Here is a 23,802-nt window from a genome sequence, read left to right on the forward strand (position 1 = left end):
CGGGCGTCTTGACGTTCGAACGGGCAGCGGCTTTACTGGTGTGAGCGTTCGAAAGTATGTTCGAATTCTCGGTCTTCCCCCGGGTCTCCAACGCAGTCTCGACCGTCCCGACCGGGGAGTGAGTATGCCTGTTTCCGTTGATCTCGAAGGCCTCGAAGGGCTGTCCCGCACCGAGCGGATCGAGTTCCTGCGGCGTCGTATCCGGTCCTCACCTGCGCGTGTGGCCGATGCCCCCGCTCCTGCCGCACCGGTCACCCTCACGGCCACCGCGCCTGCCCCGGATCCTGCGCCGGCCCGGGTCCGCCCGGTTCTCCCGGTCCCGGAGGCGTTGTCGGCGCTGCTCCCCGAGGGTGGGTTGGCCCGCGGCACGGTGGTCTCGGTGTCCGGCGCCGGATCGTTGCTCCTCGGGATCCTGGCGTCGGTCACCGGATCGGGACGGCACGCCGCCGTCATCGGTTTGCCGCGGCTGGGACTGTTGGCAGCGTCGGAGATGGGGGCGCATCTGCAGCGGGTGGCGCTGGTCCCGGATCCCGGGCCGGACCCGGTGGAGGTCGCCGCCGTGCTGCTCGACGGCATCGATCTGGTGGTGCTGGGGCTGGGCGGCATGTCGGTGCCGCCGTCGCGAGCGCGGGCGGTGGTCGCTCGGGCGCGCAACAAGGGCGCCACGCTGATCGTCACCGACGGACGCTGGGACGGCGCCGAGCTCCGGTTGGACGCCCGCATCCGCGGGTACGGCGGGCTCGGCTCGGGGGCCCGTACGGGTCACGGCCGGGTGCGCGCCGTGCATCTGGGCGTCGAGGTGCAGGGCCGTGCCGTCCGGCCGCGGACCGGCCGGTTGACCCTGACGTCCACGGGCGACGGGGTCGAGTGGGGATCGGCCGACTCCACCGTGTCGCATCAGGATCCGGTGCTGGAAGCGCTGCCGTCGTGAGCACCGACCGCCGGAGCCGGGTACTGGCTCTGTGGTGCCCCGACTGGCCTGCCGTGGCCGCTGCCGCCGCGGCGGAGATCCCGGCCTCGTCGCCGGTGGCGGTGGTCTCCGCCAATCGCGTCGTCGCCTGCTCCGCGACGGCACGCGCCGAGGGGGTCCGTCGCGGCGGACGTCGCCGTGAGTCGCAGGCCCGCTGTCCGGAACTGTATGTGGCGCGGGCGGATCCGGATCGTGACGCGCGACTGTTCGAGCCGGTCGCGTCGGCGGTGGACGAGGTGGTGCCCGGTATCGAGGTGCTGCGGCCCGGCCTGTTGCTGCTGTCGGCGCGCGGTGCGGCGCGGTACTTCGGTTCGGAGGAGGCCGCGGCGGAGCGACTGGTGGACACCGTCGCGGCGGTCGGTGTCGAGTGCCAGGTGGGGATCGCCGACGAGGTGTCGACGGCCGTCGTCGCGGCTCGGCACGGCGCGATCGTGCCGCGGGGGAGCGGCGCGCAGTTCCTGGCTCCGCTCCCGGTGGCCGAGTTGTCGGCGGAACCGTCTCTCGCGGCGCCGGAGCGGGTGGACCTGGTGGATCTGCTGGTGCGGCTGGGTCTGCGCACGGTGGGGGACTTCGGGGCACTGTCACCGGTGGACGTGGCCTCCCGCTTCGGCACCGACGCGGTCCTCGCGCACCGCAGCGCGCGAGGTGAGCCGGAGCGGCCGCCCTCGGCGCGGGTACTTCCTCCCGATCTCGAGGTCGAGTACCGCTGCGACCCTCCGATCGATCGCGTCGACGCGGCGGCGTTCGCGGGTCGCGCCCTGGCCGAGAGACTGCACGTGACGCTGTCGGCCGCGGCCGTGGCCTGCACCCGGTTGCTGGTGCAGGCCACCACGGCCAACGGTGAACACCTCTCCCGCACGTGGCGATGCGCGGAACCGCTCACTCCCGAGGGCACCGCGGATCGCGTGCGATGGCAGCTCGACGGCTGGCTCACCGGCCGCAGTGAGAACAAGCCGACCGCCGGCATCGTCCTGCTGCGTCTCGAGCCGGTGGAGGTGGTGTCGGCGGGTGCGCTGCAGCTGGGACTGTGGGGCGGAGTCGGCGACGAGGACGAGCGGGCCCGCCGTGCCCTGGTGCGGGTGCAGGGTCTGCTGGGCGGCGACGCCGTCCAGGTGGGTGTGCTCAGCGGTGGTCGGGGGCCGGGTGAGCGCGTGACGATACTGCCGTGGGGCGACGAGCCGGTGCCCGATGCTGATCCCTCCGCTCCGTGGCCCGGCCGGTTGCCGTCCCCGTCGCCCTCGGCGCTGATGCCGACGCGTCCGGAGATCGCCGTGACCGACGAGTCGGGAGTGGCGGTGCAGGTCACCGAGCGCGGCATGTTCGATCGCGTGCCCGGCCGGGTCGACTGGGGATCGCGGAGCTGGGTGCTGCACGGCTGGGCGGGACCGTGGGCCGCGGACGAGCGGTGGTGGGATCTCGGCGCCACCTCCACGGCCCGCCAGGTGGCACGGGCGCAGGTGCTGCTGGAGGACACCCGTGCCCTGCTGGTCCTGCACGACGGTGGACGATGGTTCGTGGAAGGGATCTACGAATGACGGCGGAACGCGCACGGGAACGCACGGGCGAGGCCACGATCCTGCATGCGGACCTCGACTCCTTCTACTCCTCGGTGGAGCAGCGGGACGACCCGTCGCTGCGCGGGCGACCCGTCATCGTCGGCGGTGGTGTGGTTCTGGCGGCGAGCTACGAGGCCAAGGCCTTCGGCGTGAAGACGGCCATGGGTGGCCGGCAGGCGCGCGCTCTGTGCCCGCAGGCGGTGGTGGTGCCGCCCCGGATGGCCGCCTACTCGCAGGCGAGCAAGGACGTCTTCGAGGTGTTCGAGAACGTCACCCCGCTGGTCGAGGGCATCTCCATCGACGAGGCCTTCCTCGACGTCACCGGGTTGGCGCGGCTGTCCGGATCGCCGTCGGACATCGCTCGGGACCTGCGTCGCACGGTGGCGGAGGACGTCGGTCTCCCCATCACCGTCGGGGTGGCGCGCACCAAGTTCCTCGCCAAGATCGCCAGTGCCGTCGCCAAGCCCGACGGCCTGCTGGAGGTTCCGCCGGACCGTGAGCTCGAGTTCCTGCATCCGCTTCCGGTGGAGCGCATGTGGGGCGTCGGCAGGATCACCGCCGACAAGCTGTACGCGCAGGGCATCCGCACCATCGGTGACCTCGCCGCGCACCGCGAGGGCGCGCTGGCCGCCGTCCTCGGATCGGCCGCGGGTCGGCACCTGCACGCCCTGTCTAACGGTGTCGACGCGCGCCGGGTGAGCACCGGCAGGAGCCGGCGGTCGGTGGGCGCCCAACATGCTCTGGGGCGTCGTCACAAGACCCCGGCGGACATCGACGCAGCCCTCGTCGGACTGGTCGACCGTGTCACTCACCGCATGCGGAAGGGTCACCGGGCAGGTCGCACGATCACGCTGCGCCTGCGTTTCGACGACTTCACGCGAGCGACGCGATCCACGACGCTGAGCCGCGCGACGGCCGACACCCACGTCGTGCTCACCGCGGCCCGATCGCTGCTGGGCGCATCGATGTCGACCATCACGATGCAGGGCCTCACCCTTGTCGGCGTGGCGGTGTCGAATCTCGAGGACGGCGCCGCGATGCAGCTCGAGCTGCCGTTCGAGACGCCGGAGGACGAGCATCCGACCATCGACCGGACGGCCCTGGACGAGGCGCTCGACGGAGTGCAGCGCCGGTTCGGCACCTCCGCGCTCACGCGCGGTGTGCTGCTCGGGCGAGAGGAGCAGACATCGGTGCCCATGCTCCACGAGTGAGGGTCGGCGCCTCTGGGAGGATGGCTCGATGATCATGACGGACGGCGTGGTGGACGCCGAGGGCGTGCGGCTGCACTATCGAGATTCCGGTGGTGCCGACGTGCTGGGGTCGCCCGTCGTGCTGGTGCACGGCATGGGCGGCGACGGCCACACCTGGGACGCGTTCGCGCGCACGCTGGTTCGGCGGGGCCGCCGTGTCGTCGTCCCCGACCTCCGCGGGCACGGCCGCAGCGGACGCGCACGGAGTTACCTGTTCGGTGAGTTCGGCGACGACCTCGAGGCGCTCCTGGATCATCTCTCGCTGACTCGCGTCGACCTCGTCGGCCACTCCCTGGGAGGCCACGCCGCGACGCTCGTCGCCCAACGCCGTCCGACGACAGTGCGCAAGCTCGTGGTCGAGGAGGCCCCACTCCCCATCCGTCCTGGTGACGAGACCCCGTCGATCACGACGAAGTTCCCGTCCGCGCGCGAACTGTTGCACGCCACGACCAGCGTGATCCGACACCCCCGCGCCGTGCTGGCCTTCGATCGGTCGATGACCTCGTCCGCGCTCACCCAGTTCCGCGCCCCCGATCCGCTGTGGTGGGAGGCGCTGGCGCACATGGAGAGTGATGTGCTGTTGGTCGTGGGTGGTCCCACCGGCATGGTCGACCGCGCGCGCCTCGAGGCGATGACGGCGCTGGTGCCGCGCAGCCGGGTCGTCGCCGTGGACAGCGGCCACAGTGTGCATCGGGATCGGTTCGCCGAGTTCGACGCCGCGGTCGGCCCGTTCCTCGCCGAGCACCAGGAAACTCCCCGCGCCCTGTGAGAGGTCCAGAACCGACGACGTCCTCGCCGTCCCTGGCGACCACAGTCGTTACCGTCGGCGCATGACGGCACCCACCCAGCAGTTCACCGTGACCCGGACCGACGGCGAACTCGCTGCTCGGGCCCTGATGTACGCCGTGTCCGAGCTCAGCCTCATCAGGGTCACCGGCCAGGGCGGGGCCGCCTACGCGCAACTGCAGGTGTGTCCGTCGGGTGCGCGCTACCGGTCGGTCGTCGACGGGATGAGTCCACGCGCCGCGCGGGAGCTGACCAACGGATACCACGCCAACTTCCACCACCCGGTGCTCTACGCGGCGGCGCTGCGGCTGGGCGCCGTGCGGCTCGCCGAGCTGGTTCCCATGTCGCGGTCGTTGCGCGCGGTGCTCGTCGCCGCCCCGGCCGTGGCGGCCACCGCGGACATCACCGAGAACGTCGTCAACCTCTACCTCCACCGCGACACCCGCCGCATCACCGACACGACCGCGACAGTGTCGAGTGCGCTCAGCATCGTCAAGTGGGGCGGGACGGTGGGACCGTTGGCCTACATGACCGTCGGCTTCCTCCCGATCTGGGGCCGAGCCGTGCGGGGCCGGTTCGCACGCGGTCGATAGGACCGCACAGCCGCCGAACGATCCGCCGGTTACCGTCGTGTCATGACCGTCACCCGGCCCCGCGCGGCGACGCTGTCGCTGCGGAGTCGCATCCGACTTCTCACGGTGAGCGTGGCGGCGCTGGCCGTCGCGATCTGCTCCTTCGTGATCTACATGGTCACCGAGGACGCTCTGCGTGCGCAGCTCGCCGATCGGGTGGGCCGGGACGCCGACAAGTTGATCGCCAGTGACTCCTCCGGACTCTCGCCCGCGGCCTTCGGTTTCGCTGCCGGACCTCGCGCGGGACGCTATCTGCAGGTGGGCATCGTCAGCGAGGACGGTGACGTGTACTCCGCGTCCGGAAGTTTCACTCCGTTCGCCTCTCCCGACGGCGTGCTGGAACCGGTGGTCGCGTCGGTGGTCGCGGGGGAGTCGGACCGCGTCGTCACCGACCTGAACGGCTACGCGGTGGCCATCGAGAAGGCGCCGAGCGGGTCGACGGTGCTGGTCGGAGAGTCCTACCGGTCGCTCGACGGGGTGATGAGTGGACTGCTTCTCATCTTCGTCACGGTGGGCGGCGCACTGGTGGTGCTGGCAGGGCTGTCGGGGTACCTGGTGGCGCGGACGGGCCTGCGCCCGGTCGGAAGACTCACCCGCGCCACGCGGCGGATCACCGAGACCGGCGACCTCAGTCCGGTGGCCGTGGTGGGTGACGACGAACTGGCGCATCTCGCCGATCGGTTCAACGACATGCTGGCGGCCCTGCAACGCTCGCGGCTCGCACAGAACCACCTCATCGTCGACGCGGGTACCGAGCTGCTGGCGCCGCTCACCGCCTTGCGCACCAACATCGAGTTGCTCATCGAGATCGGTGACCCCGATCGTGCGCCCGCGGTGCCGCTGGATCAGGATGCGGTGGACCAACTTCGGCGCGACATCGTCGATCAGCTGGACGAGGTCGCACGCCGTATCCACCGCCTCGTCGACGAGGCGCGGGAGGCGCACACGCGGGACGGGTGAGTCAGGTGTCCGCTCGGTAGCGCGCGGGGGGACCACCCACCAGGGCGGTGAACGCCCGAATCAAATGGCTCTGATCCGCGTATCCGAGGTCGGCGGCGAGCGCCGCCCAGTCCACCGTGCCGTCGGTGTGCGCGGCACCCGCCACGTCCAGGAGTCGGCACCGCTGCACCACCCACTTGGGCCCGACGCCGACATGGTCGGCGAACTGTCTCTGCAGCGTCCGCAGGCTCACTCCCGCACGATCCGCGAGCTGCTGCGCCCGGATGACCGTCGTGTCCGTCTCGGCCAGCTCCACGAGGTCCGCGATGTCGGCGGCCACGGGGTCGGCCGTCGCGGTCCGCTCGATCAGCCACGAGGACAGTCGGTCCACACACGTGGTGACGTCCGCGTCCGGGTCGAGGAGGAGACCGGCGAGTCGGCGATCGTCGGTGCCCAGCACGTCCGCGACGGTCCCGACCCGATCGGTCATCGAGCTCACGGGCCGGCCGAGAACGGGGCGGAAACCTGCGGGACGGAACGCTGCGGCGACCGTGCGCCCGTCGCCGACGAGGGTGCGCTGGAAGCGACGTCGCATCACGCCGTGCACCAGCAGCCGCGGAGCGCCGTCCCGAGATTCCGCCGTCAGATGGACCACCGGGCGCGGGACGACCTCCTGCACGTGCGGTTCGGGGCAGTGCCACTCCACCCACCAGAAGTAGTCGACGAGGGTCGCGAGGCCGTCGGGAGGGCGGGAGCGGCCGACGGTGATCCGACCCTCCGCACGCGCGGGGTGCAGGATCGCCGACTGCGCCCGTCGGCCTGCTCGGGTCAACGGATCCTCCGTCACGGAGCGAACCGTACCGCTCGGGGTGGCGCGTTTGTTCAAGTCACGGTGTCGATCGTGAGGGAGGCTGAGGTCATGACGACGACGCGACTGGCGATGACGACCCTGGACTGTGCCGAGGTTCCTCCGGTGGCCGAGTTCTGGGCGGCGTTCCTCGGTCTGACCCAGACGATGGGTGACGGCGAGAACTACGCCATGCTCGCTCCCGCGAACGGGGGCCCGGCGCTGGGCTTCGGCCGCGTGGACGGCTATCGGCCACCCGCCTGGCCGGACCCCGACGGGAGCAAACAGTTCCACTTCGACATCGCGGTCGAGGACATCCCGGTGGCCGAGGCCCGTGCGATCGAGCTGGGGGCGACGCTCGCCGAGCCGCAGCCGGGCGAGACGTGGCGCGTTCTCCTCGATCCGGCCGGCCATCCGTTCTGCCTGACGGATGCCGCCAACTGGGGCTGACCACACGCGTGGTGAACTGGCATCGACAGCGATCCCCGACCGAACGGACGTCCCGTGGCCATCACCGCTCTGCTCGAACTGCGTCTCGATCCCGCCCGCCTCGAGGAGTCGCACCGCATCATCGACGAGACCCTCGTCGCCACCCGTGCGTTCGAGGGATGCCTCGGTGTCGAGGTGACGGCGGACGTGAAGGATCCGGCGCACGTCGTCATCGTCGAGAGCTGGGCCAGCGTCGAGGCCGACGCCGCCTACCGCGCGTTCCGGGCGACGCCCGAGGGTCGCAGTGAACTCGGTTCGATCGTCACCGCGGCGCCGGTGCTGACCGTGCTGGCGCCCGTTCGATGACGACGGACGCGACTCCCTCGGTGGCCTTCGTCCAGGCCACCTGGCATCGCGAACTGGTGGACCGGGTGCGCCAGGGTTTCGTGCGGGAGTTCGGGCGTGACGTGGACACCTTCGAGGTGCCCGGTGCGTTCGAGATCCCCCTGCACGCCAAGCGACTCGCGCTCACGGGCCGGTACTCGGCCGTCGTCGCGGCGGCGCTGGTGGTGGACGGCGGTATCTACCGGCACGACTTCGTCGAGACGGCCGTCATCGACGGACTCATGCGGGTGCAGCTCGACACCGATGTGCCCGTGTTCTCGGTGGTGCTGACCCCGCACCACTTCCACGAGCATGCCGACCACACGAGCTTCTTCGCGGAGCACCTCGAGAAGAAGGGTGTCGAGGCGGCGAGCGCGGTGGTGCGCACGCTCGCGTCCCTCGACTCGATCGGCCGCTAGCTGTCGGGTCGGTCCTGCCAGACCGAGGGGTCGACGAGCGCGAGCTTGGCTGGTGACCGGATCATGTCGATCCGCGACACCAGGCCCGTCGACGACACCTCGAACGAGACGACGCCGACCAACCCGTCGCCCGCCACGAGGGCGAGTCCCGTTCTGCCGTTCACACGGCACGGACGCACCCGCAGACCGTCTCCCGCCTTCGCCGCGATGCCGAGGAGGAATCTCGCGACGTGGTCGGCGCCGATCACGGGACGCCGTGCCGCCGAGACGACTCCGCCCCCGTCGCTGACGAGAACGACGTCAGGGTCCAACGTCGTCAGCAGATCGGCGAGCACTCCCGTACCGGCGGCACGGGTGAAGTCACGCACGGCGCCGGCATGCAGCTCGGGCGACACCGCGAAACGTGGAGCCCCCTCCGTCACGTGCCGTCGTGCACGAGACGCGAGCTGCCGCACGGCATTCGGAGTGCGGCCCACGACCCGCGCGATCTCGTCGAACGGGACGTCGAACACGTCGTGCAGGACCCATGTCGTGCGTTCGGCCGGGGACAGCGTCTCGAGCACCACCATGAGCGCGAAGCGCACGCTCTCGTCGAGCGTCACCCGGTCGGGCGGCGAGTCGGCCGGTCCGACCAACGGCTCGGGCAACCACGGTCCCACGTACGTCTCTCGTCGCACGCGGGCCGACCGCAGCACGTCCAGTGCTGCGCGCGAGACAGCGACCACGGCCCACGCCTCGACGTCGAGAACGGGTGACGTCGCATCGGCCGCGACCAGTTTCGGCCAGCAGTCGGACACGACGTCCTCGGCGTCGGCGTGCGAACCGAGGACGGCGTAGGCGATGCGGACCAGCCGTGGGCGGACGCGGACGAAGTCGTCGGTGACACTCACCGGGTCGAGGCACCCACGCGCGCGAGCCACTGATCGAACGTCTCCTCACCGTGCGCAGCGTCCGGACCGGGAAGGAGCCCACCGTTCGCCATGCCGCGACCCCCGGCGCCCGGCAGCCGCAGGGGGAGGACGAGACGCTTCGATCCACGCGCGCGCAGCAGCCTCCGGGCAAGATCGGGTTGGTACTCCGGGCGCGGACCGGCGTACTCCACGACCGAGGTGAGCGGTGTCCCCACCGCCAGGTCGACGATGTGGGCGGCGACCTCGGCGGTGCTGACCGGCTGACTCCGCATCGTCGGGACCATCGCGACCGGACCCGAAGTCATCGCGAGAGCCTGATCGGTGAACTCGTGGAACTGCGTCGCACGGAGGATCGTCCATGGCAGCGTCGACTCGCGTACGAGCTTCTCCTGCAGACGTTTACCGGCGTAGTAGCCGTAGTCGACACGATCGCACCCCACGATGGACAACGCCACGTGGTGACGGATTCCCGCGCGCTCACCGGCGGCCAGCAACGTCGACGTGACGGCGCCGAAGAACTTCTCGGACGCGCGCGCCGACATCGTCGTGACGTTCGCGGCGTCGATCACCGCGTCGACGTCCGTCAGTGCCCGGTCGAGCTCCGGCGTCGGCCGCACGAGATCGATTCCGGCCGATCTCGCGAGTACCACGGGAGTGTGTCCTCGCGCCCGCACCTGCTCCACCACGTGCCGCCCCGCTGCGCCCGTTCCGCCTGCCACTGCGATCCGCATGGCGTCATCCTTCCCTCGTGCGAGTCCTCGGTGGAACCCGTTCGAGAGTAGGACGAGAGAGAGCCGGCATCTGTGACATCACCAGTGGGCGCCGGGAACCCATCGTCCGGCCCGCCGCACGACCCGGGGCATCCGGAACTCGCGTCGGTTCTTCTTCGGTGCACGGGGACCGGACGACCACGAGCTGGTGTCGGTGATTCCCTTGGCGGCGGCACTGTCCGGATACGCCTTGTAGTACGACGCCAGCACGCGGTCCTTCGAGCGAGGCATCAGCAGGTTGCCCCACTCCGCGGCGGTTCCGGTGGGAACGTCGATGCGCTTGGGCTTCTCGATCAGTGCCCGCATCACCATCGCGGCGGCCTTCTCCGGCGTCTCGACCTTGTTGACGTTCTTGTTGCCGGTGGGGGCGATCATCGGGGTGTCCACGAGGGGCATGTGCACGGTGGTGAACGAGACACCGTCCGCCAGGGTCTCCGACGCGGCGACCGAGGTGAAGGCGTCGAGCGCCGATTTGCTCGCCACGTACGCGGCGAAGCGCGGCGGGTGGCTCTGCACCGAGGCGCTGCTGATGTTGACGATGTGGCCGTACTTCCGCTCGCGCATGTGGGGGAGCAGCGCGAGAATCAGGCGGAGTGCCCCGAAGTAGTTGACGGCCATGGTCCGCTCGAAATCGTGCAGACGGTCGGTCGACAGGGTGAGTGAGCGCCGGATCGATCTGCCCGCGTTGTTGACGAGCATGTCGACGTGGTCGTGGTCGCGCAGGATCGCGGCCACGGTCTCGGCGACGGACGCGTCGTCGGTGATGTCGCAGACGTAGCCGTGCGCGTCGCCGCCGTTCGCCCGGATCTCCTCCACGACGGCCGCCAGCTTGGCCTCGTCGCGGGCGACGATGATGACGCGCGCGCCCTTGCGGGCCGCAGCGAAGGCAGAGGCCTTGCCGATACCCGAGGAACCGCCGGTGATGACGACGTGTCGGTCGACCAGTGGCCCGGCCGGATCGTCGCGTCGCGCTCGGTACGGGTCGAGATGCGCACGCCAGTACGACCACAGTGCGGGTGCGTACGTGCGGAACTCCGGTACGCGCGCCGCGTTCTCGCCCATCGCCTCGTTCAGTGCGGCACGGGTGAGGGTCGAGTCGAATCGGGTGGGCAGCGTGAGGTGCTCGGCCATGACGGGCGGGATGTCGTAGTTCTCGAACACCGCGTCGCGGGCGGCGACGACATGACGATTGGTCGAGCGGAGCAGCGGCGTGACGACGGAGCCGGGAATGCTCCCCACGGCGCGGGGTGCGCCGGCCGCGTCGGCGAGAGCGGAGTAGATCTCCCGCATCGGTTGCGGACGCGGGTTGACGAGGTGGAACACGCGGCCGTCGAGATCCGGGGCGTGCAGGAGGGCGACAAGCGCGTCGGCGACGTGGTCGACCGGGACGATGTTGGTCGCGCCGAGTGCGGGCACCGTCATCGGCAGGGCCGAGGGCAACTCGGCGAGGAGGGAGACGAGCCGGAAGAGGTAGTACGGGCCGTCGATCTTGTCGATCTCGCCGGTGGTCGAGTCACCGACCACCGCTGCCGGTCGGTAGACCCGCCAGGTGAGGCCCGGAGTCTCGCGGACCACCTTCTCCGCCTCGAACTTCGTGCGGTGGTACGCCGTCGGAAAGTTCTGACCGAGGTCGAAGTCGTTCTCGGTGAACACCCCTCGATGGTCTCCGGCCACCGCGATGGACGACACGTGATGCAGGGTGGCGCCGAGTGACCGGGCGAGTTCGGCGACTGCGGCCGTTCCCTGCACGTTGGTCGATTCCTGGTCCTCGCCGGCGGTCAGGTCGTAGATCGCGCCGAGATGGATCACGTGGTCGACCGCTGTCAGAGCGGACAGTGCTGAGTCGTCGATGCCGAGACCGGGTCGCTCGAGATCGCCGATCAGCGGGCGAACGCGGTGACCGGACGACTCCGCGACGCCGCTCAGGCGGTGTTCCGAGGTCGGTCGCACGAGAACGTGGACCACAGCGTTGGCGTCGCGTTCGACCAGCCGGCGCACCACGGCCCGGCCGAGGAATCCTGTGCCACCGGTGACCACGTAAGTACTCATGCGCGGACCTTACCGCGGAGTAAGTACCGGCGGTATCAGTGACCGATGCCGACTTTTTCGTGCACCTTCTTCATCCACGCGGGTGCCCACCAGTTGGCCTCGCCCATGAGCTTGACCAGCGACGGGACCAGCAGCATACGGATGATCGTGGCGTCGATGATCAACGCCAGAATCATGCCGACACCCAGGAATCGCATGATGGACAGTCCGGACATCGAGAACGCCCCCGTCACGATGATCAGGATCAACGCCGCCGCGGTCACGATGCGTCCGGTCCGCTGGGCGCCGATCAGCACCGCCTCCTCGGTGGTGGCACCGGCCGTGCGCGCCTCCACCATGCGGGACATCAGGAACACCTCGTAATCGGTGGACAGCCCGAACACGACCGCGAGGATGAGAACCACGAACGTCGCCTCGAGCGGTGCCGGTGTGACGCCGAGCAGGCCCGCCCCGTGACCCTCCTGGAAGATGAACGTCAGAGCCCCGAACGTCGCGGCCATGCTCAGTCCCGCCATGGCAACAGCCTTGATCGGCAGCACCACCGAGCCGAACGCCAGGAACAGCAGGATCAGCGTCGACACCACCATGATGGTGAGCATCACCGGCAGCCAGTTCACGATGGCGTTGTTGCCGTCGAGGACCAGGGCCGCCGCTCCGCCCACCGTCAGGTCGGTTCCGTCGGGTGCCGGGATCGCGCGGAGTTGTTGCACCACATCCTGTTGCGCTTCCTGGGACACGTCCGAGGAAAAGGTCGCGTTGATGACCACGAAGTCGCCGCTGGCCGTGCCGAACTGAACGTTGGCGATCCCGCTCACCGCGCGCGCAGCCGTCGTGACCGCATTGATGGCGGGGCCGTCCGGCCGCGCCGACTCTCCGTCCAACACGATGGTGGCGCTGTCGCCGGTGCTGCTGAAGTCCGAGGCGAGGGTTTCGAACGCGATACGCGCGGGATCGTCGGCGGGCAGCGCGGTGTAGGACACCTCGCCCAACTGGGCCTTGACCAGCGGTGCGGCAACGACCAGCAGGCCGACGATGATCAGGGTGGCGACAGCGATGGGGCGCTTCATCACCTTCGTGACGACCCCGCCCCAGAACCTGTGTGCGCGTGCATCTCCGCGATCCGAGGCGGTCCTGGACCAGGTGATGGCATTGATGCGGTCACCCAGCATGGCCAGGACGGCCGGTACAGCCGTCAACGACAGCAGAGCCGCACATCCGACGGCCGCCATCGCGCCGAAGCCGAGGGATCGGATGATGGCCTGCGGGAAGACGAGCATCCCCGCGAAGGCGCAGATGAGCAGCAGACCGGAGAAGACGATGGTGCGCCCGGCGGTGAGCATCGTGCGTCGTGCGGCCTCGTGGGACGTGGCTCCGCCCCTGAGTTCCTCGCGGAACCTGCTGACGATGAAGAGGCCGTAATCGATGGCAAGTCCGAGACCCAGCAGGCTGGCGACGTTGACGGCGAAGGAACTGATCTCGGTGAACGTGGTGAAGATGCGCAGGACGGTCAGCGCGCCGGCCACCGAGAGCGCTCCCACGATCACGGGCACTGCGGCGGCCACGACGCCGCCGAAGATGACGACCAGAAGAATCAGCGTGATCGGGATGGCGATGATCTCGGCACGGACCAAGTCTTCCTGGAGCTGGGTGTTGAAGGAGACGCCGGCGACGGAGGCGCCCGCGAACTGCGTGTCGATGCCGGCGACCTCGAGCTTGGGGAGCAACTCCGAGAACGACGCGACCGTGATGCCGCTGGCGTCGCCGAGGGTGACGGTCGCGAGTCCCTTCGTGCCGTCCTTGCTCTCCAGGAACGGCTTCTGCACCGGTCCGGCCGTCCAGTAGGAGGTGATGTCGTTCGGACCCACCTCCGCCCGGAACGCGTCGAGCACCGGCGTGACGTCCGCGCCGATGTCGTCGAGCGTGCGGCCGTCGGGCGCGGAGTAGATGACGATGATGTCCGGGGCGGCGGTTCCCAGGCCCTGGATCTGTCGGGCGACCTGCACGGCCTCGCTGCCGGGATCCTCGTATCCGCCCTGGCTGAGGCTGCCGAAGACCCCGAGTCCCCACGTGGCGCCTGCCAGAACGATGACGATCGCGGCGGTCAGGACCCACCGTGCCCGCGACACCACGAACGAAGCCCAGCGAGTCACAGAAAATCCCCATATCGGTCAGGTCGAGCATCCACGGTCGTGTGTGACTGTAGTGAACGGTTCTGGGGAAGCTCTGAGAGCGGGGACAGACCGGGCGGTACAGTTCGGGCCATGCGAACGGCACGGCAGATCAGCGAACGGCTGACGGTGGCGATGCTCGTGCTCTCGACGACTCTCACGCTGATCGTCGCGATGCCGCAACCCATCGAGGTCGCCGTAGCTGTGGCCGTCACCGTATCGGTGGCTCTGCTCGCCGCCGCGTTCCTGCGACCCGAGTCGTTCGTGGCGCGCGTCGAGTCGGCGAACGGCCCTCCCGCCGACGAACGCCGACTGCGCGGATCCTTCCGCCGTCAGTCCCACCCCGCCACGCCGGGCCGTCCCATGCCCCGAGCACCCGGAGCTCTCGCGGGGGCGCAGCCGAGCTGATCGGCGCCGTGCGTCTCCGCACCGACGACACCGTTCACATCTCGGATCGTGGGAGAGAGACCTCATGTTGCACCTTTCCGGCATCACCCGTGCCCACGGAGAGTTCACCGTCTTCCGGCACGTCGACCTCACTGCTCGTCCCGGCTCGGCCTGCGCCGTGGTCGGTGCCAACGGCTCCGGAAAATCGACGCTCCTCCGCTGTGCCGTCGGCGCAGACGACGTCGACGAGGGGCGCGTGCTCCTCGACGGCACCGACCTCGACGAGACCGATCCCGCCACCCGTACGGCGATCGCGGCCGTCCTCGACGACGGGGGCATGTTCCCTCACCTGTCGGTGCGCGAACATCTGACACTGATCGCCACGGCCCATGCGGTCGACGACGCGGAGGCCGTCGTGACGGCGATCCTCGACGGGCTCGCCCTGTCCGCCGCGGCCGATCAGCTCCCGGTCACGCTGTCCAGTGGTCAGCGTAGGCGGCTCGTCCTGGCCTCCGCCTTCGTGCGACCTCGTCGCGTCCTCGTCCTCGACGAACCGGAGCAGCATCTCGACTCGGACGGGCGCGCGTGGCTCGCCCGCACACTGGCGGCCGAGAAGGAGGCCGGAGTGGCGGTGCTGTTCGTCTCGCACGACAGGGCAATCGTCGACGCCGTGGCCGACGTCGTCGTCGACGCCGACACATGGCGATGACCTCCGCCGCCGATCTGCACCGAGAGCTCCGCCGACGCCGCCGCGGCACCGAGAGTGCGGTCGAGCAGGTGTCGATCTGGGGTGGCGGCGCCTTGTCGACGGTGGCCGTCGCGCTATGGGTGCTGTCCGGCCGCGGGACGGGATTCACATTGGACCCGGTGCTGTCGGCGTCGGCATCGACGAGTGTCGGAATTGTCCTCGCGGCGGCCGCACTCCATGTCCTGCGCGTCGTCGGACCGATCGGTACCGACGCGGCCATGACGCATTGGCTCGTGTCTGCGCCGCTCGATCGACGCACTCTTCTGCGCGGCCGAGTGCTCGCCTGGACCGGCGCGCTCGTCGCACTCGGAGTGCTGGTCGCTCGTCTGCTGGCACTGGTCGCGGGTGCGACGTCCTGGTGGCCGTTGGCCGTCGTCGGGGCGGCGACCGGTGCGCTGGTGGTCGTCCTGGCGGTGCTGGGTCAGCAGTCCCGCAGGTGGTCGTCCGCGCTGCCGATGATCGAGCTTGGAACAGTCGTGTCGGCGGGCGTCGCGACGCTCGCACCGCCTCCTCCAGCTGTCGCGTGCGCGACTGTGCTCGCCGTCGTGGCCGTCATCGGATGGTGGGCGGCCGACTCCCGCCTCGGGCGAATTCGTCGAACGTCCCTGACGTCGGGGGCCGATCTGCTGGCGGCCGGGTCCGCTGGACTGTCCTTCCTCGACGTCGGGTTCCTCGTGTCCGCGCTGGAGACCAGGGCCCACCGACGCCGAGGGGCGGTGCGCCCGCGGGGTCGTGCCGGAAGATCCGTCGGCCCGGTCCGCGCCCTGGTGCGGTCCGACCTGATGCGGCATCGCCGGAACACGATGCTGCAGGCGGTCCTGGTGACCGGACTCGGTCTCGTGCTCGCCGCCTCCGCGGTGTCGATGCCGTACTGGGCGGGCGTCGTGGGCCTTCTCGTGGGCTACGTGGCGACGTCGGCGGCCAGCATCGGATTCCGAGACGTGTCGGCGGACAGAGCATTGCGATTCTCACTCGCCCTGCCGGACCGCACGGTGGCCGGTGCGTTCCTCGTGGTGCCGTCGATCGTGGCACTCACCGTCGCCGTCACGGTGGCGGCAGCGGTGTCGTGGTGGGCGGGCATCGTGGTCGGGTCGACGTCGCTGGTCGCCGTTGTTCGCTCCCGCACCGCGCCGCCGCGTGTCTACGACGGCCTCGCCGTGGTGACCATGTTCGGCACGGTGCCGGTCGACGTGATCCGGCAGGTCCTGCGTGGCCCGGGCCTGCTCCTCGTCGGTGCCGTGCTGCTCCTGCTGTGACAGGACGCGATCACTCCAACCCTGCCAGGTCGACGTCCACCCTCGACGGGGGTCGCAGTGCAGTGGCCGTCGCCCATCCGCGGGCGACGAGGCCGGCGTCGCTGTCATCGTCGTCCCGCGCGTGGATGGCATCGAAGCGAACGGTGACGAACTCGTCGTCGGTGTCGCCGATCTCCGCCTGCACGGCGCCGAAGGCTGCGAGGTCGGCCGGGCGGATGCCGCGGAGCTCCGATGGCGCGACCGGGGGGATGTTGACGTTGAGAACCCAGTCCGCTGCACCGTGGTCGACGAACCAGTCGAGTGCGCGCCGGGCCACGAGGTGGGCGGTGTCCCAGCTCGGAGCGCCCGAGGCGACCTCACGGTCGATCTGGTCGTGGATGTCGCCAGGCGCGGCGAGAGACGCCGTGTCGAGGCCGGCGAGGGACAGGGCCATCGCCGGAACCCCGTGGGTGGACGCGGTGAGGGCCGCCCCCACGGTGCCGGAGTGCAGAACGGCGGAGCCGGTGTTCGGACCGTGATTGATGCCGGACAGCAGGATGTCCGGCCGCGGACCGAATGCTCCGCGCGTCGCGACGAACGCGATCATGGCGGGCGAGGCCTGCACGGCGAACGCGTCGACGTCCAGGTCGGCGACCGACGCGCGGGAGACCACGAGCTGGTCGCGGTTCTGGAGCGCCGACAGCGACGCACTCGCACCGCTGCGCTCCTCGTGCGGCGCCGCCACCACGACGTCGTGACCGGCCTCGACGGCGACCCGAGCGAGCACGGCGATCCCGTGACTGTCGATTCCGTCGTCGTTCGTGATGAGCACGCGCACGTGTGCCTCCTGCGAGTGGGTGCAGCCGGTCAGGACGAGAAGGGGCGTACCTCGACCGTCGACATGATGGTCTCGACGAGCCCCACCTGTCCTGTACCCAGTCCGCGGCGGGTCACGTTGGCGGTGCCGGCGGCGCCGCCGAGGGCGAGTGCCTCCTCGATGGACATGCCGCGGGCGAGTCCGGTGGCGATGCCAGCGCTCATGGAGTCGCCCGCACCATGGTGGTCCGTCTGTTCCAGGTCGGGAGTGACCACCTCGAGCACCGTGCCGTCGACGAGGGCGAGCGCCGGGTCCGCCGCGCGGGAGAGAACCACGATGTCGGCACCCTCGTCGTGCAGGGCGCGCATCGCCTCGATGAGGACGTCGGGGTCCTCCGACTCCGCGCGCCCGTCCTCGATGAGGTCTTCGTGGCTCATCTTGAGCACGGTGAGCCCGCCCTGCAGAGCCGCCGTCGCGGTCGGTCCGGACAGGTCCGCGACGACGGGCTTCGACAGCGATCGCAGATCGGTCGTGAGCCGTCGGTAGAAGTCTGCGGGCACCACCGACCCGGTGTGCGGGCCCCCCAGCAGCACGATGTCGGACGAGGCTCCGGACTCGAGGGTGATCCCGTAGAGGTCGTCGAGCGCGTGCCGGGCGAGGTGCGGGGGATCGATCGTCGCCACCTCGGTGCGGTCGCCGTCCCGCCGGTCGTGAATGTAGGACCCGGACTCGTGACCGATGTCCACGGCACGCACGGTGATTCCCTCGCGGTGGATCAGATCCCGCAGTACGCCGCCGCTCTCGCCGCCGAACGCGCCGGTCAGCGTCACGTCCATGCCGAGGTTGGTGGCCATGCGGGCGATCCAGTGGCCTTGGCCGCCGGCGTGCACGTGGAGTTCGGTGTCGCCGTTCGGCGCTGCGTCCAGGGTGATGGTGAGCAGCGGGGACGGCGCGAAGACGGTGGCGGTGGGCGCGTGTTCGGCAGTCGACATCGCCGTGATGTGCCCGATTCGTCCGTTCCCCAAACCCGACGTCGAACGGTCGACAGGTCAGCTGCCGAAGGCGTCCGCGAGGTCGTCGAGCGACGGGAAAGCCTGTTCCGGTGCTGCCTCGGGCACCGTGATCACCGTCGACGCCTGCTGGACCGTGTACACGGTCCAGGGCAACACCGTGGCCATGTACTCAGCGAAACCGGGGTAGTCGGACACCCACATCGCCTCGGTCGCGTCGCCGTCCTGGAGTGCGCAGGTCGCCAGCACGACGTACGAGCCGGGAGGAACGTCGGACACCGTCTGGGTCGACGTGCCGGGCTCGATGTCACCGCCGTCGTAGAGGGTCTGCCCGGGTCCGAGAATGTCTTCCAGCGGCGGCAGAACGCCGTCCTGTGCGGGTGCCAACGACGTGGCACAGCTGAGGGTGCCGTCGGCAGCAGAGGTGATGGTGTTGCTGACGGACGTGCCGTCGACAGCGAACGAGTAGGTGACGTCGGTGGGTTCCGCCGCGGCAGCGAGACCGGGAGTGGCGAGGGCCAGGGGAATCGCTGCTGCAGTGCCGAGAAGGGTTCGGGTGAGCATTCGCACGGCATGTCCTCTTCGTCGTCGATGGTCGCTTCCGGAGGAAGTGTGCAACGGAAGCGGACCATTCGGCACCTTTCGTACCGGGTGTCCCCGTGGGGGTGTGGTTCCGGGCGAGACCACGGTTTCCGTCGACTTGCCGTCGGAGTGGAGGTGGTGGTCCAATGGGAACATACGTTCGAAGAGTGGGGGTGCGTCATGGGCTGGAACGACGGGCCGCCCACGTGGACCGAGATGGAGCGTCTGCTCTCGGGAAAGCCCCGCGTCATCGATCCGCTCGCGATGGGCGACGGCGGTGACAGTCCGGCGTGGTCGCGCAAGCGTGATCCCTACGAGGGTGCGGTGGTGCGGCCGCGTGACACCGTTCCCTACGCGGAACTGCACGCCCACTCGTCCTTCAGCTTTCTCGACGGAGCCTCCCAGCCGGAGGAAATGGTCGAGGAGGCCGTACGGCTGGGTCTGGACGCCATCGCGCTGACCGATCACGACGGCATGTACGGCGTCGTGCGGTTCGCGGAGGCGGCACGCGAGTTGGAGATGAAGACCGTCTTCGGGTCCGAGTTGTCGCTCGGTGACCCGGGTATGCCGACCGAATCACGCACCGGCGCGACCGATCCGGACGGAACGCATCTGCTGGTGCTCGCACGCGGACAGGAGGGGTACCGGCGCCTGTCCCGCCAGATCGCCGCCGCGCATCTCGCCGGGGGCGAGAAGGGGCGTCCGCGCTACGACATCGATGCGCTGGCCGAGGCGGCTGGGGGGCACTGGCAGATCCTGACCGGGTGCCGCAAGGGCAGCGTGCGTCGCGCGCTGAGCGAGGGTGGTCCCGCGGCTGCCGAGCAGGCGCTGCGCGACCTGGTGGATCGGTTCGGCACGGACCGTGTGACGGTGGAGCTGACGCGGCAGGGCGTCGCCGAGGACGACGATCGCAACGACGCCCTGGCGGACATCGCCGCGCGTCTCTCGCTGCCCGTCATCGCGACGACGTCGGCACACTTCGCGCGGCCGAGTCGGCGCCGGCTCGCGATGGCCATGGCCGCGGTCCGTGCGCGGCGCAGTCTCGACGACGCGTCCGGGTGGCTCCCGCCGCTCGGCGGAACCCATCTGCGCTCCGGGGCCGAGATGGCGGCGATGTTCTCCGCCTATCCCACCGCCGTGTCCCACGCCGCGGCGCTGGGGGAGGAGTGCGCGTTCGACCTGCACCTCATCGCGCCGCAGCTGCCGCCGTTCGACGTGCCGGAGGGCCACACCGAGATCACGTGGCTCCACGAGTTGACGATGCGCGGTGCCGAGCGACGTTACGGTCGACGCGAGGACGAACCTGCGGCCTACGCCCAGATCGACCGCGAACTCGCCGTCATCACCGAACTCGACTTCCCCGGCTACTTCCTGGTGGTCCACGACATAGTCGACTTCTGCAAGAGGGCCGACATCCTGTGCCAGGGGCGAGGATCCGCGGCCAACTCCGCTGTCTGCTACGCGATCGGCATCACCAACGTCGACCCGGTGCGCAACGGTCTGCTGTTCGAGCGGTTCCTCTCCGTCGAGCGCGACGGCCCGCCGGACATCGACGTGGACATCGAGTCCGACCGTCGGGAAGAGGCCATCCAGCACGTCTACGCCAAGTACGGCCGCGACTACGCGGCACAGGTGGCCAACGTCATCACCTACCGCGGGAAGTCGTCGGTACGCGACATGGCGAAGGCGCTGGGGGCATCGCAGGGTCAGCAGGACGCGTGGAGCAAGCAAATCACCCGCTGGTCGGGGGTGCCGGGGCGAGACCTGTCCGCCGAGGCCCGCGAGACCAGCATCCCGCTCCCGGTGCTCGAACTCGCCGCGCAGATCGAGAACTTCCCACGGCATCTCGGCATCCACTCCGGCGGCATGGTGATCTGCGATCGGCCGATCGCCGACGTGTGCCCCGTCGAGTGGGCGCGCATGGAGAACCGCACCGTGCTGCAGTGGGACAAGGACGACTGTGCCGCAGTGGGTCTGGTGAAGTTCGACATGCTCGGGCTCGGCATGCTCTCGGCGCTGCACTACATGATCGACCTGGTGAAGGAGCACAAGGGACTGCACGTCGATCTCGCCGAACTCGACCTCGGCGAGGCCGCGGTGTACGAGATGCTGCAGCGCGCGGATTCGGTCGGGGTGTTCCAGGTGGAGTCGCGGGCCCAGATGGCGACGCTTCCTCGCCTCAAGCCGCGGGAGTTCTACGACCTCGTCGTCGAGGTGGCCCTCATCAGACCCGGACCCATCCAAGGACATTCGGTGCATCCCTACGTCCGGCGACGTAACGGACTCGAGCCCGTGACGTTCGACCATCCCTCGCTCGAACGTGCTCTCGAACGCACACTGGGTGTCCCGCTGTTCCAGGAGCAACTGATGCAGATGGCCGTCGACGTCGCAGGGTTCTCGGCCACCGAGGCGGACCAACTGCGCCGGGCCATGGGGTCCAAGCGCAGTCCGGAGAAGATGGACCGCATGCGGCAACGCTTCTACGACGGGATGCGCGACCTACACGGCATCACCGGCGCGAAGGCCGACCGCATCTTCGACAAGCTCTACGCCTTCGCCAATTTCGGCTTCCCCGAGAGTCATTCGCAGAGCTTCGCATCGCTGGTCTTCTACTCGTCGTGGTTCAAGCTGCACCACCCGGCCGCGTTCTGTGCGGGGCTGCTCCGCGCGCAACCCATGGGTTTCTACTCGCCGCAATCGTTGGTGGCCGACGCTCGACGGCACGGTGTCCTGGTGCACGGGCCCGACGTCCGTGCCAGTCTCGCCCACGCCACCGTGGAGAACAACGGCCTCGAGGTGCGCCTGGGATTGTCGGACGTGCGGTCCATCGGGACGGCGTTGGCCGAGAAGATCGTGGCAGCGCGGGAGTCCGGCGGGCAGTTCACGTCTCTGCTCGATCTCACCGGACGTGTCGAACTCTCCGTCACGCAAGCAGAGTCGCTGGCCACCGCCGGCGCCCTGGCGTGTTTCGGTGTGACACGTCGAGAGGCGCTGTGGGCAGCCGGTGCCGCCGCAGCCGAACGCCCCGATCGACTCCCGGCGCTGGGTGCGTCCACCCGCGCGCCGTCGCTCCCGGGAATGAGTGCGTGGGAGTTGGCCGCCGCGGACATCTGGGCCACCGGTGTCTCGCCCGACAGCTATCCCACCCAGTTCCTGCGCGAGCGGCTCGACGAGATGGACGTGGTCCCTGCCGACCGCCTGCTGTCGGTGGCCGACGGAGATCGGGTGCTCGTGGCCGGGGCGGTCACCCACCGTCAGCGTCCCGCCACCGCGGCGGGTGTCACGTTCATCAATCTCGAGGACGAGACCGGGATGATCAACGTGGTGTGTTCGGTGGGACTGTGGCAGAAGTACCGCTCGGCGGCGCAGTTGTCGCAGGCTCTGTTCATCCGCGGCATCGTCCAGAACGCCGAGGGGGTGGTGACGCTGGTGGCCGACAAACTCGAGACCCTCGACCTCCGCGTCCTCCTGCGTTCGCGAGACTTCCGCTGATCCTGCGGTCTGTCCCGGCCGTCAGACGCTGCCCTCGAAGTCGTATTGACGCCACGCCTCGTAGACCACGACCGACGCGGCGTTGGTGATGTTCATCGACCGGCGCCCCGCCAGCATCGGGATGCGCAGGCGGTCGGTCACGTGCTCGTCGGCCAGTACCTCCGGTGCGAGGCCGGTGGGCTCGGGCCCGAACAGCAGCACGTCGCCGGGCCGGTACGACACCGACGCGTAGGACGTGGTGGCATGGGCGGTGAAGGCGAAGACCCGCTCGGGCGCGAGGGTGTCCCACGCCGCCTCGAGGTTCGGGTGCACCGTGACCGACGCCAGGTCGTGGTAGTCGAGGCCGGCGCGCCGCAGCTTGGGCTCGGACAGGTCGAAGCCGAGCGGTTCGATCAGGTGCAGCTCACACCCCGTACCGGCGACGAGGCGGATGGCGTTTCCCGTGTTCTGCGGGATACGCGGTTCGTGGAACATCAGACGGAACACCCGTTCAGCCTGCCATGTCCCACCCGCCTGCCAGAGCGTGGGAAACTGTGCGGTGTGACCGCAACGCGACTGGACGGCAAACTCACCCGCGACGAGATCTTCGTCGACCTCACCGCGCGGGTCACCGCACTGCGCGAGCGTGGGATCACCCCCGGCTTGGGGACGGTGCTGGTCGGTGACGATCCGGGCTCCGCTGCCTACGTACGCGGCAAGCACAACGACTGCGCCAAGGTGGGCATCGCCTCCATCCGGCGCGACCTCCCGGCGGACGTGTCCAGCGACGAGCTCGACGCCGTCATCGACGGGCTGAACGCCGACCCGGCCTGCACCGGATACATCGTGCAGCTCCCGCTGCCGAAGCACCTGGACGAGAACCGCGCCCTCGAACGCGTGAACCCCGAGAAGGACGCCGACGGCCTGCATCCCGTCAACCTCGGCCGACTGGTCCTGGGCGAGGACTCCACCCTCCCGTGCACTCCCCGCGGCATCGTGCACCTGCTGCGTCGCTACGACGTCCCCATCGCCGGTGCTCATGTGGTCGTCGTCGGACGCGGCGTGACCGTCGGCCGGCCTCTCGGGCTCATCCTCACCCGGCGCTCCGAGAACGCCACCGTGACGCTGTGCCACACCGGTACTCGTGACCTGGCCACCGAGGTGCGGCGCGCGGACATCGTCGTCGCCGGTGCCGGCGTCGTCGGACTGATCACCCCGGACATGGTCAAGCCCGGTGCCGCGGTCATCGACGTCGGCGTCTCACGCACCGACGACGGGCTGAAGGGCGACGTGGCCGACGGTGTCGACGAGGTCGCCGGCTTCCTGTCCCCGAATCCCGGCGGCGTCGGACCCCTCACGCGCGCCTTCCTGCTGAGCAACGTCGTCGAGCGCGCGGAGCGCATGCTGGCCGCATCGGAGTCGGTCTCGTCATGAGCGGGAAG

General features: G+C 69.8%; 23 protein-coding genes. 14 read left to right on the top strand and 9 right to left on the bottom strand.

Annotation, left to right across the window (positions count from 1 at the left end):
- Positions 1-124 precede the first annotated feature (124 nt).
- The 6 genes from OG947_RS20040 to OG947_RS20065 all read left to right on the top strand — a co-directional run bounded on the left by OG947_RS20040 (position 125) and on the right by OG947_RS20065 (position 6,154).
- Positions 125-931 carry a hypothetical protein gene (locus OG947_RS20040; protein ID WP_222638771.1) on the top strand — a complete coding sequence of 269 codons (807 nt, stop codon included), beginning with the start codon at positions 125-127 and terminating at the stop codon, positions 929-931.
- Positions 928-2,505 (top strand): DNA polymerase Y family protein, encoded by a 1,578-nt coding sequence (locus OG947_RS20045; RefSeq protein WP_328812702.1) that lies wholly within the window; start codon positions 928-930, stop codon positions 2,503-2,505. The genes OG947_RS20040 and OG947_RS20045 overlap by 4 nt, the downstream gene beginning before the upstream one ends.
- Positions 2,502-3,737, top strand: a complete 1,236-nt coding sequence (dinB, locus tag OG947_RS20050; RefSeq protein ID WP_328812703.1) for a DNA polymerase IV — start codon at positions 2,502-2,504, stop codon at positions 3,735-3,737. The genes OG947_RS20045 and dinB overlap by 4 nt, the downstream gene beginning before the upstream one ends.
- A 28-nt stretch (positions 3,738-3,765) precedes the next feature.
- Entirely contained in the window at positions 3,766-4,545 is a 780-nt protein-coding gene (locus tag OG947_RS20055) for an alpha/beta fold hydrolase (protein WP_328812704.1), read from the top strand.
- A 61-nt stretch (positions 4,546-4,606) separates the two neighbouring features.
- The gene (locus OG947_RS20060; protein ID WP_222627301.1) at positions 4,607-5,155 is read left to right on the top strand and encodes a hypothetical protein; all 549 of its coding nucleotides are present in this window, start codon (positions 4,607-4,609) and stop codon (positions 5,153-5,155) included.
- Positions 5,156-5,197: 42 nt separating this feature from the next.
- Complete coding sequence (locus tag OG947_RS20065) at positions 5,198-6,154, top strand: sensor histidine kinase (RefSeq protein WP_027503775.1); 957 nt, start codon at positions 5,198-5,200, stop codon at positions 6,152-6,154.
- A 1-nt stretch (position 6,155) separates the two neighbouring features.
- Here the strand turns inward: OG947_RS20065 and OG947_RS20070 are convergent, their stop codons facing one another.
- Entirely contained in the window at positions 6,156-6,980 is an 825-nt protein-coding gene (locus tag OG947_RS20070) for a helix-turn-helix domain-containing protein (protein ID WP_328812705.1), read from the bottom strand.
- A gap of 72 nt (positions 6,981-7,052) precedes the next feature.
- Here OG947_RS20070 and OG947_RS20075 point away from each other — a divergent pair, with 72 nt between their 5' ends.
- From OG947_RS20075 to OG947_RS20085, 3 genes are read left to right on the top strand one after another with little or no spacing between them, the layout of a single operon-like run.
- Positions 7,053-7,430, top strand: coding sequence for a VOC family protein (locus OG947_RS20075; protein WP_328812706.1), 378 nt, complete (start codon positions 7,053-7,055; stop codon positions 7,428-7,430).
- Between the two features lie 54 nt (positions 7,431-7,484).
- Positions 7,485-7,775: a putative quinol monooxygenase gene (locus OG947_RS20080; RefSeq protein ID WP_027503772.1), complete on the top strand. Its 291-nt coding sequence runs from the start codon at positions 7,485-7,487 to the stop codon at positions 7,773-7,775.
- The gene (locus tag OG947_RS20085) at positions 7,772-8,212 is read left to right on the top strand and encodes a 6,7-dimethyl-8-ribityllumazine synthase (RefSeq protein ID WP_027503771.1); all 441 of its coding nucleotides are present in this window, start codon (positions 7,772-7,774) and stop codon (positions 8,210-8,212) included. The genes OG947_RS20080 and OG947_RS20085 overlap by 4 nt, the downstream gene beginning before the upstream one ends.
- On the opposite strand, the gene sigJ is transcribed toward OG947_RS20085, so the two are convergent.
- The 4 genes from sigJ to OG947_RS20105 form a co-directional block, all read right to left on the bottom strand.
- Complete coding sequence (gene sigJ, locus OG947_RS20090; protein WP_328812707.1) at positions 8,209-9,102, bottom strand: RNA polymerase sigma factor SigJ; 894 nt, start codon at positions 9,100-9,102, stop codon at positions 8,209-8,211. The genes OG947_RS20085 and sigJ overlap by 4 nt on opposite strands.
- On the bottom strand, positions 9,099-9,854 hold the full coding sequence (locus OG947_RS20095; protein WP_328812708.1) for an SDR family oxidoreductase: 756 nt from the start codon (positions 9,852-9,854) through the stop codon (positions 9,099-9,101). Before OG947_RS20095 ends, sigJ begins: the two co-directional genes overlap by 4 nt.
- Positions 9,855-9,932: 78 nt before the next feature.
- Positions 9,933-11,942: an SDR family oxidoreductase gene (locus OG947_RS20100; protein ID WP_328812709.1), complete on the bottom strand. Its 2,010-nt coding sequence runs from the start codon at positions 11,940-11,942 to the stop codon at positions 9,933-9,935.
- A 35-nt stretch (positions 11,943-11,977) separates the two neighbouring features.
- Positions 11,978-14,092: an MMPL family transporter gene (locus tag OG947_RS20105; RefSeq protein ID WP_285188630.1), complete on the bottom strand. Its 2,115-nt coding sequence runs from the start codon at positions 14,090-14,092 to the stop codon at positions 11,978-11,980.
- A gap of 111 nt (positions 14,093-14,203) precedes the next feature.
- Between OG947_RS20105 and OG947_RS20110 the strand changes: the two genes are divergently transcribed.
- The 3 genes from OG947_RS20110 to OG947_RS20120 all read left to right on the top strand — a co-directional run bounded on the left by OG947_RS20110 (position 14,204) and on the right by OG947_RS20120 (position 16,501).
- Positions 14,204-14,518 (top strand): DUF6412 domain-containing protein, encoded by a 315-nt coding sequence (locus OG947_RS20110; RefSeq protein WP_285188631.1) that lies wholly within the window; start codon positions 14,204-14,206, stop codon positions 14,516-14,518.
- Positions 14,519-14,582: 64 nt separating this feature from the next.
- The gene (locus tag OG947_RS20115) at positions 14,583-15,206 is read left to right on the top strand and encodes an ABC transporter ATP-binding protein (protein ID WP_222650327.1); all 624 of its coding nucleotides are present in this window, start codon (positions 14,583-14,585) and stop codon (positions 15,204-15,206) included.
- Complete coding sequence (locus OG947_RS20120; RefSeq protein WP_328812710.1) at positions 15,197-16,501, top strand: DUF6297 family protein; 1,305 nt, start codon at positions 15,197-15,199, stop codon at positions 16,499-16,501. Before OG947_RS20115 ends, OG947_RS20120 begins: the two co-directional genes overlap by 10 nt.
- A 10-nt stretch (positions 16,502-16,511) precedes the next feature.
- On the opposite strand, the gene surE is transcribed toward OG947_RS20120, so the two are convergent.
- From surE to OG947_RS20135, 3 genes are read right to left on the bottom strand one after another with little or no spacing between them, the layout of a single operon-like run.
- Positions 16,512-17,318 carry a 5'/3'-nucleotidase SurE gene (gene surE / locus OG947_RS20125; RefSeq protein WP_328812711.1) on the bottom strand — a complete coding sequence of 269 codons (807 nt, stop codon included), beginning with the start codon at positions 17,316-17,318 and terminating at the stop codon, positions 16,512-16,514.
- A gap of 29 nt (positions 17,319-17,347) precedes the next feature.
- The gene (locus OG947_RS20130) at positions 17,348-18,289 is read right to left on the bottom strand and encodes a 1-phosphofructokinase family hexose kinase (protein ID WP_222627280.1); all 942 of its coding nucleotides are present in this window, start codon (positions 18,287-18,289) and stop codon (positions 17,348-17,350) included.
- 57 nt (positions 18,290-18,346) lie between these two features.
- On the bottom strand, positions 18,347-18,871 hold the full coding sequence (locus OG947_RS20135; RefSeq protein ID WP_328812712.1) for a hypothetical protein: 525 nt from the start codon (positions 18,869-18,871) through the stop codon (positions 18,347-18,349).
- Positions 18,872-19,069: 198 nt separating this feature from the next.
- Between OG947_RS20135 and OG947_RS20140 the strand changes: the two genes are divergently transcribed.
- Entirely contained in the window at positions 19,070-22,381 is a 3,312-nt protein-coding gene (locus OG947_RS20140; protein WP_328812713.1) for an error-prone DNA polymerase, read from the top strand.
- Between the two features lie 21 nt (positions 22,382-22,402).
- Here the strand turns inward: OG947_RS20140 and OG947_RS20145 are convergent, their stop codons facing one another.
- A complete protein-coding gene (locus OG947_RS20145; RefSeq protein ID WP_027503764.1) occupies positions 22,403-22,867 on the bottom strand; it encodes a tRNA (cytidine(34)-2'-O)-methyltransferase in 465 nt (154 codons plus the stop codon).
- A gap of 54 nt (positions 22,868-22,921) precedes the next feature.
- Here OG947_RS20145 and OG947_RS20150 point away from each other — a divergent pair, with 54 nt between their 5' ends.
- Positions 22,922-23,794, top strand: coding sequence for a bifunctional methylenetetrahydrofolate dehydrogenase/methenyltetrahydrofolate cyclohydrolase (locus OG947_RS20150; protein WP_027503763.1), 873 nt, complete (start codon positions 22,922-22,924; stop codon positions 23,792-23,794).
- Positions 23,795-23,802: the final 8 nt, after the last annotated feature.

It is taken from the genome of Rhodococcus sp. NBC_00297, assembly GCF_036173065.1.
Classification (GTDB): domain Bacteria; phylum Actinomycetota; class Actinomycetes; order Mycobacteriales; family Mycobacteriaceae; genus Rhodococcoides.

Bases quoted from the DNA above. Each gene is read 5' to 3' on its own strand.
- OG947_RS20040 (WP_222638771.1), top strand. From the start codon at position 125: ATGCCTGTTTCCGTTGATCTCGAAGGCCTCGAAGGGCTGTCCCGCACC.
- dinB (WP_328812703.1), top strand. From the start codon at position 2,502: ATGACGGCGGAACGCGCACGGGAACGCACGGGCGAGGCCACGATCCTG.
- OG947_RS20055 (WP_328812704.1), top strand. From the start codon at position 3,766: ATGATCATGACGGACGGCGTGGTGGACGCCGAGGGCGTGCGGCTGCAC.
- OG947_RS20060 (WP_222627301.1), top strand. From the start codon at position 4,607: ATGACGGCACCCACCCAGCAGTTCACCGTGACCCGGACCGACGGCGAA.
- OG947_RS20065 (WP_027503775.1), top strand. From the start codon at position 5,198: ATGACCGTCACCCGGCCCCGCGCGGCGACGCTGTCGCTGCGGAGTCGC.
- OG947_RS20075 (WP_328812706.1), top strand. From the start codon at position 7,053: ATGACGACGACGCGACTGGCGATGACGACCCTGGACTGTGCCGAGGTT.
- OG947_RS20085 (WP_027503771.1), top strand. From the start codon at position 7,772: ATGACGACGGACGCGACTCCCTCGGTGGCCTTCGTCCAGGCCACCTGG.
- OG947_RS20095 (WP_328812708.1), bottom strand. From the start codon at position 9,854: ATGCGGATCGCAGTGGCAGGCGGAACGGGCGCAGCGGGGCGGCACGTG.
- OG947_RS20100 (WP_328812709.1), bottom strand. From the start codon at position 11,942: ATGAGTACTTACGTGGTCACCGGTGGCACAGGATTCCTCGGCCGGGCC.
- OG947_RS20110 (WP_285188631.1), top strand. From the start codon at position 14,204: ATGCGAACGGCACGGCAGATCAGCGAACGGCTGACGGTGGCGATGCTC.
- OG947_RS20115 (WP_222650327.1), top strand. From the start codon at position 14,583: ATGTTGCACCTTTCCGGCATCACCCGTGCCCACGGAGAGTTCACCGTC.
- OG947_RS20120 (WP_328812710.1), top strand. From the start codon at position 15,197: ATGGCGATGACCTCCGCCGCCGATCTGCACCGAGAGCTCCGCCGACGC.
- OG947_RS20130 (WP_222627280.1), bottom strand. From the start codon at position 18,289: ATGTCGACTGCCGAACACGCGCCCACCGCCACCGTCTTCGCGCCGTCC.
- OG947_RS20135 (WP_328812712.1), bottom strand. From the start codon at position 18,871: ATGCTCACCCGAACCCTTCTCGGCACTGCAGCAGCGATTCCCCTGGCC.
- OG947_RS20140 (WP_328812713.1), top strand. From the start codon at position 19,070: ATGGGCTGGAACGACGGGCCGCCCACGTGGACCGAGATGGAGCGTCTG.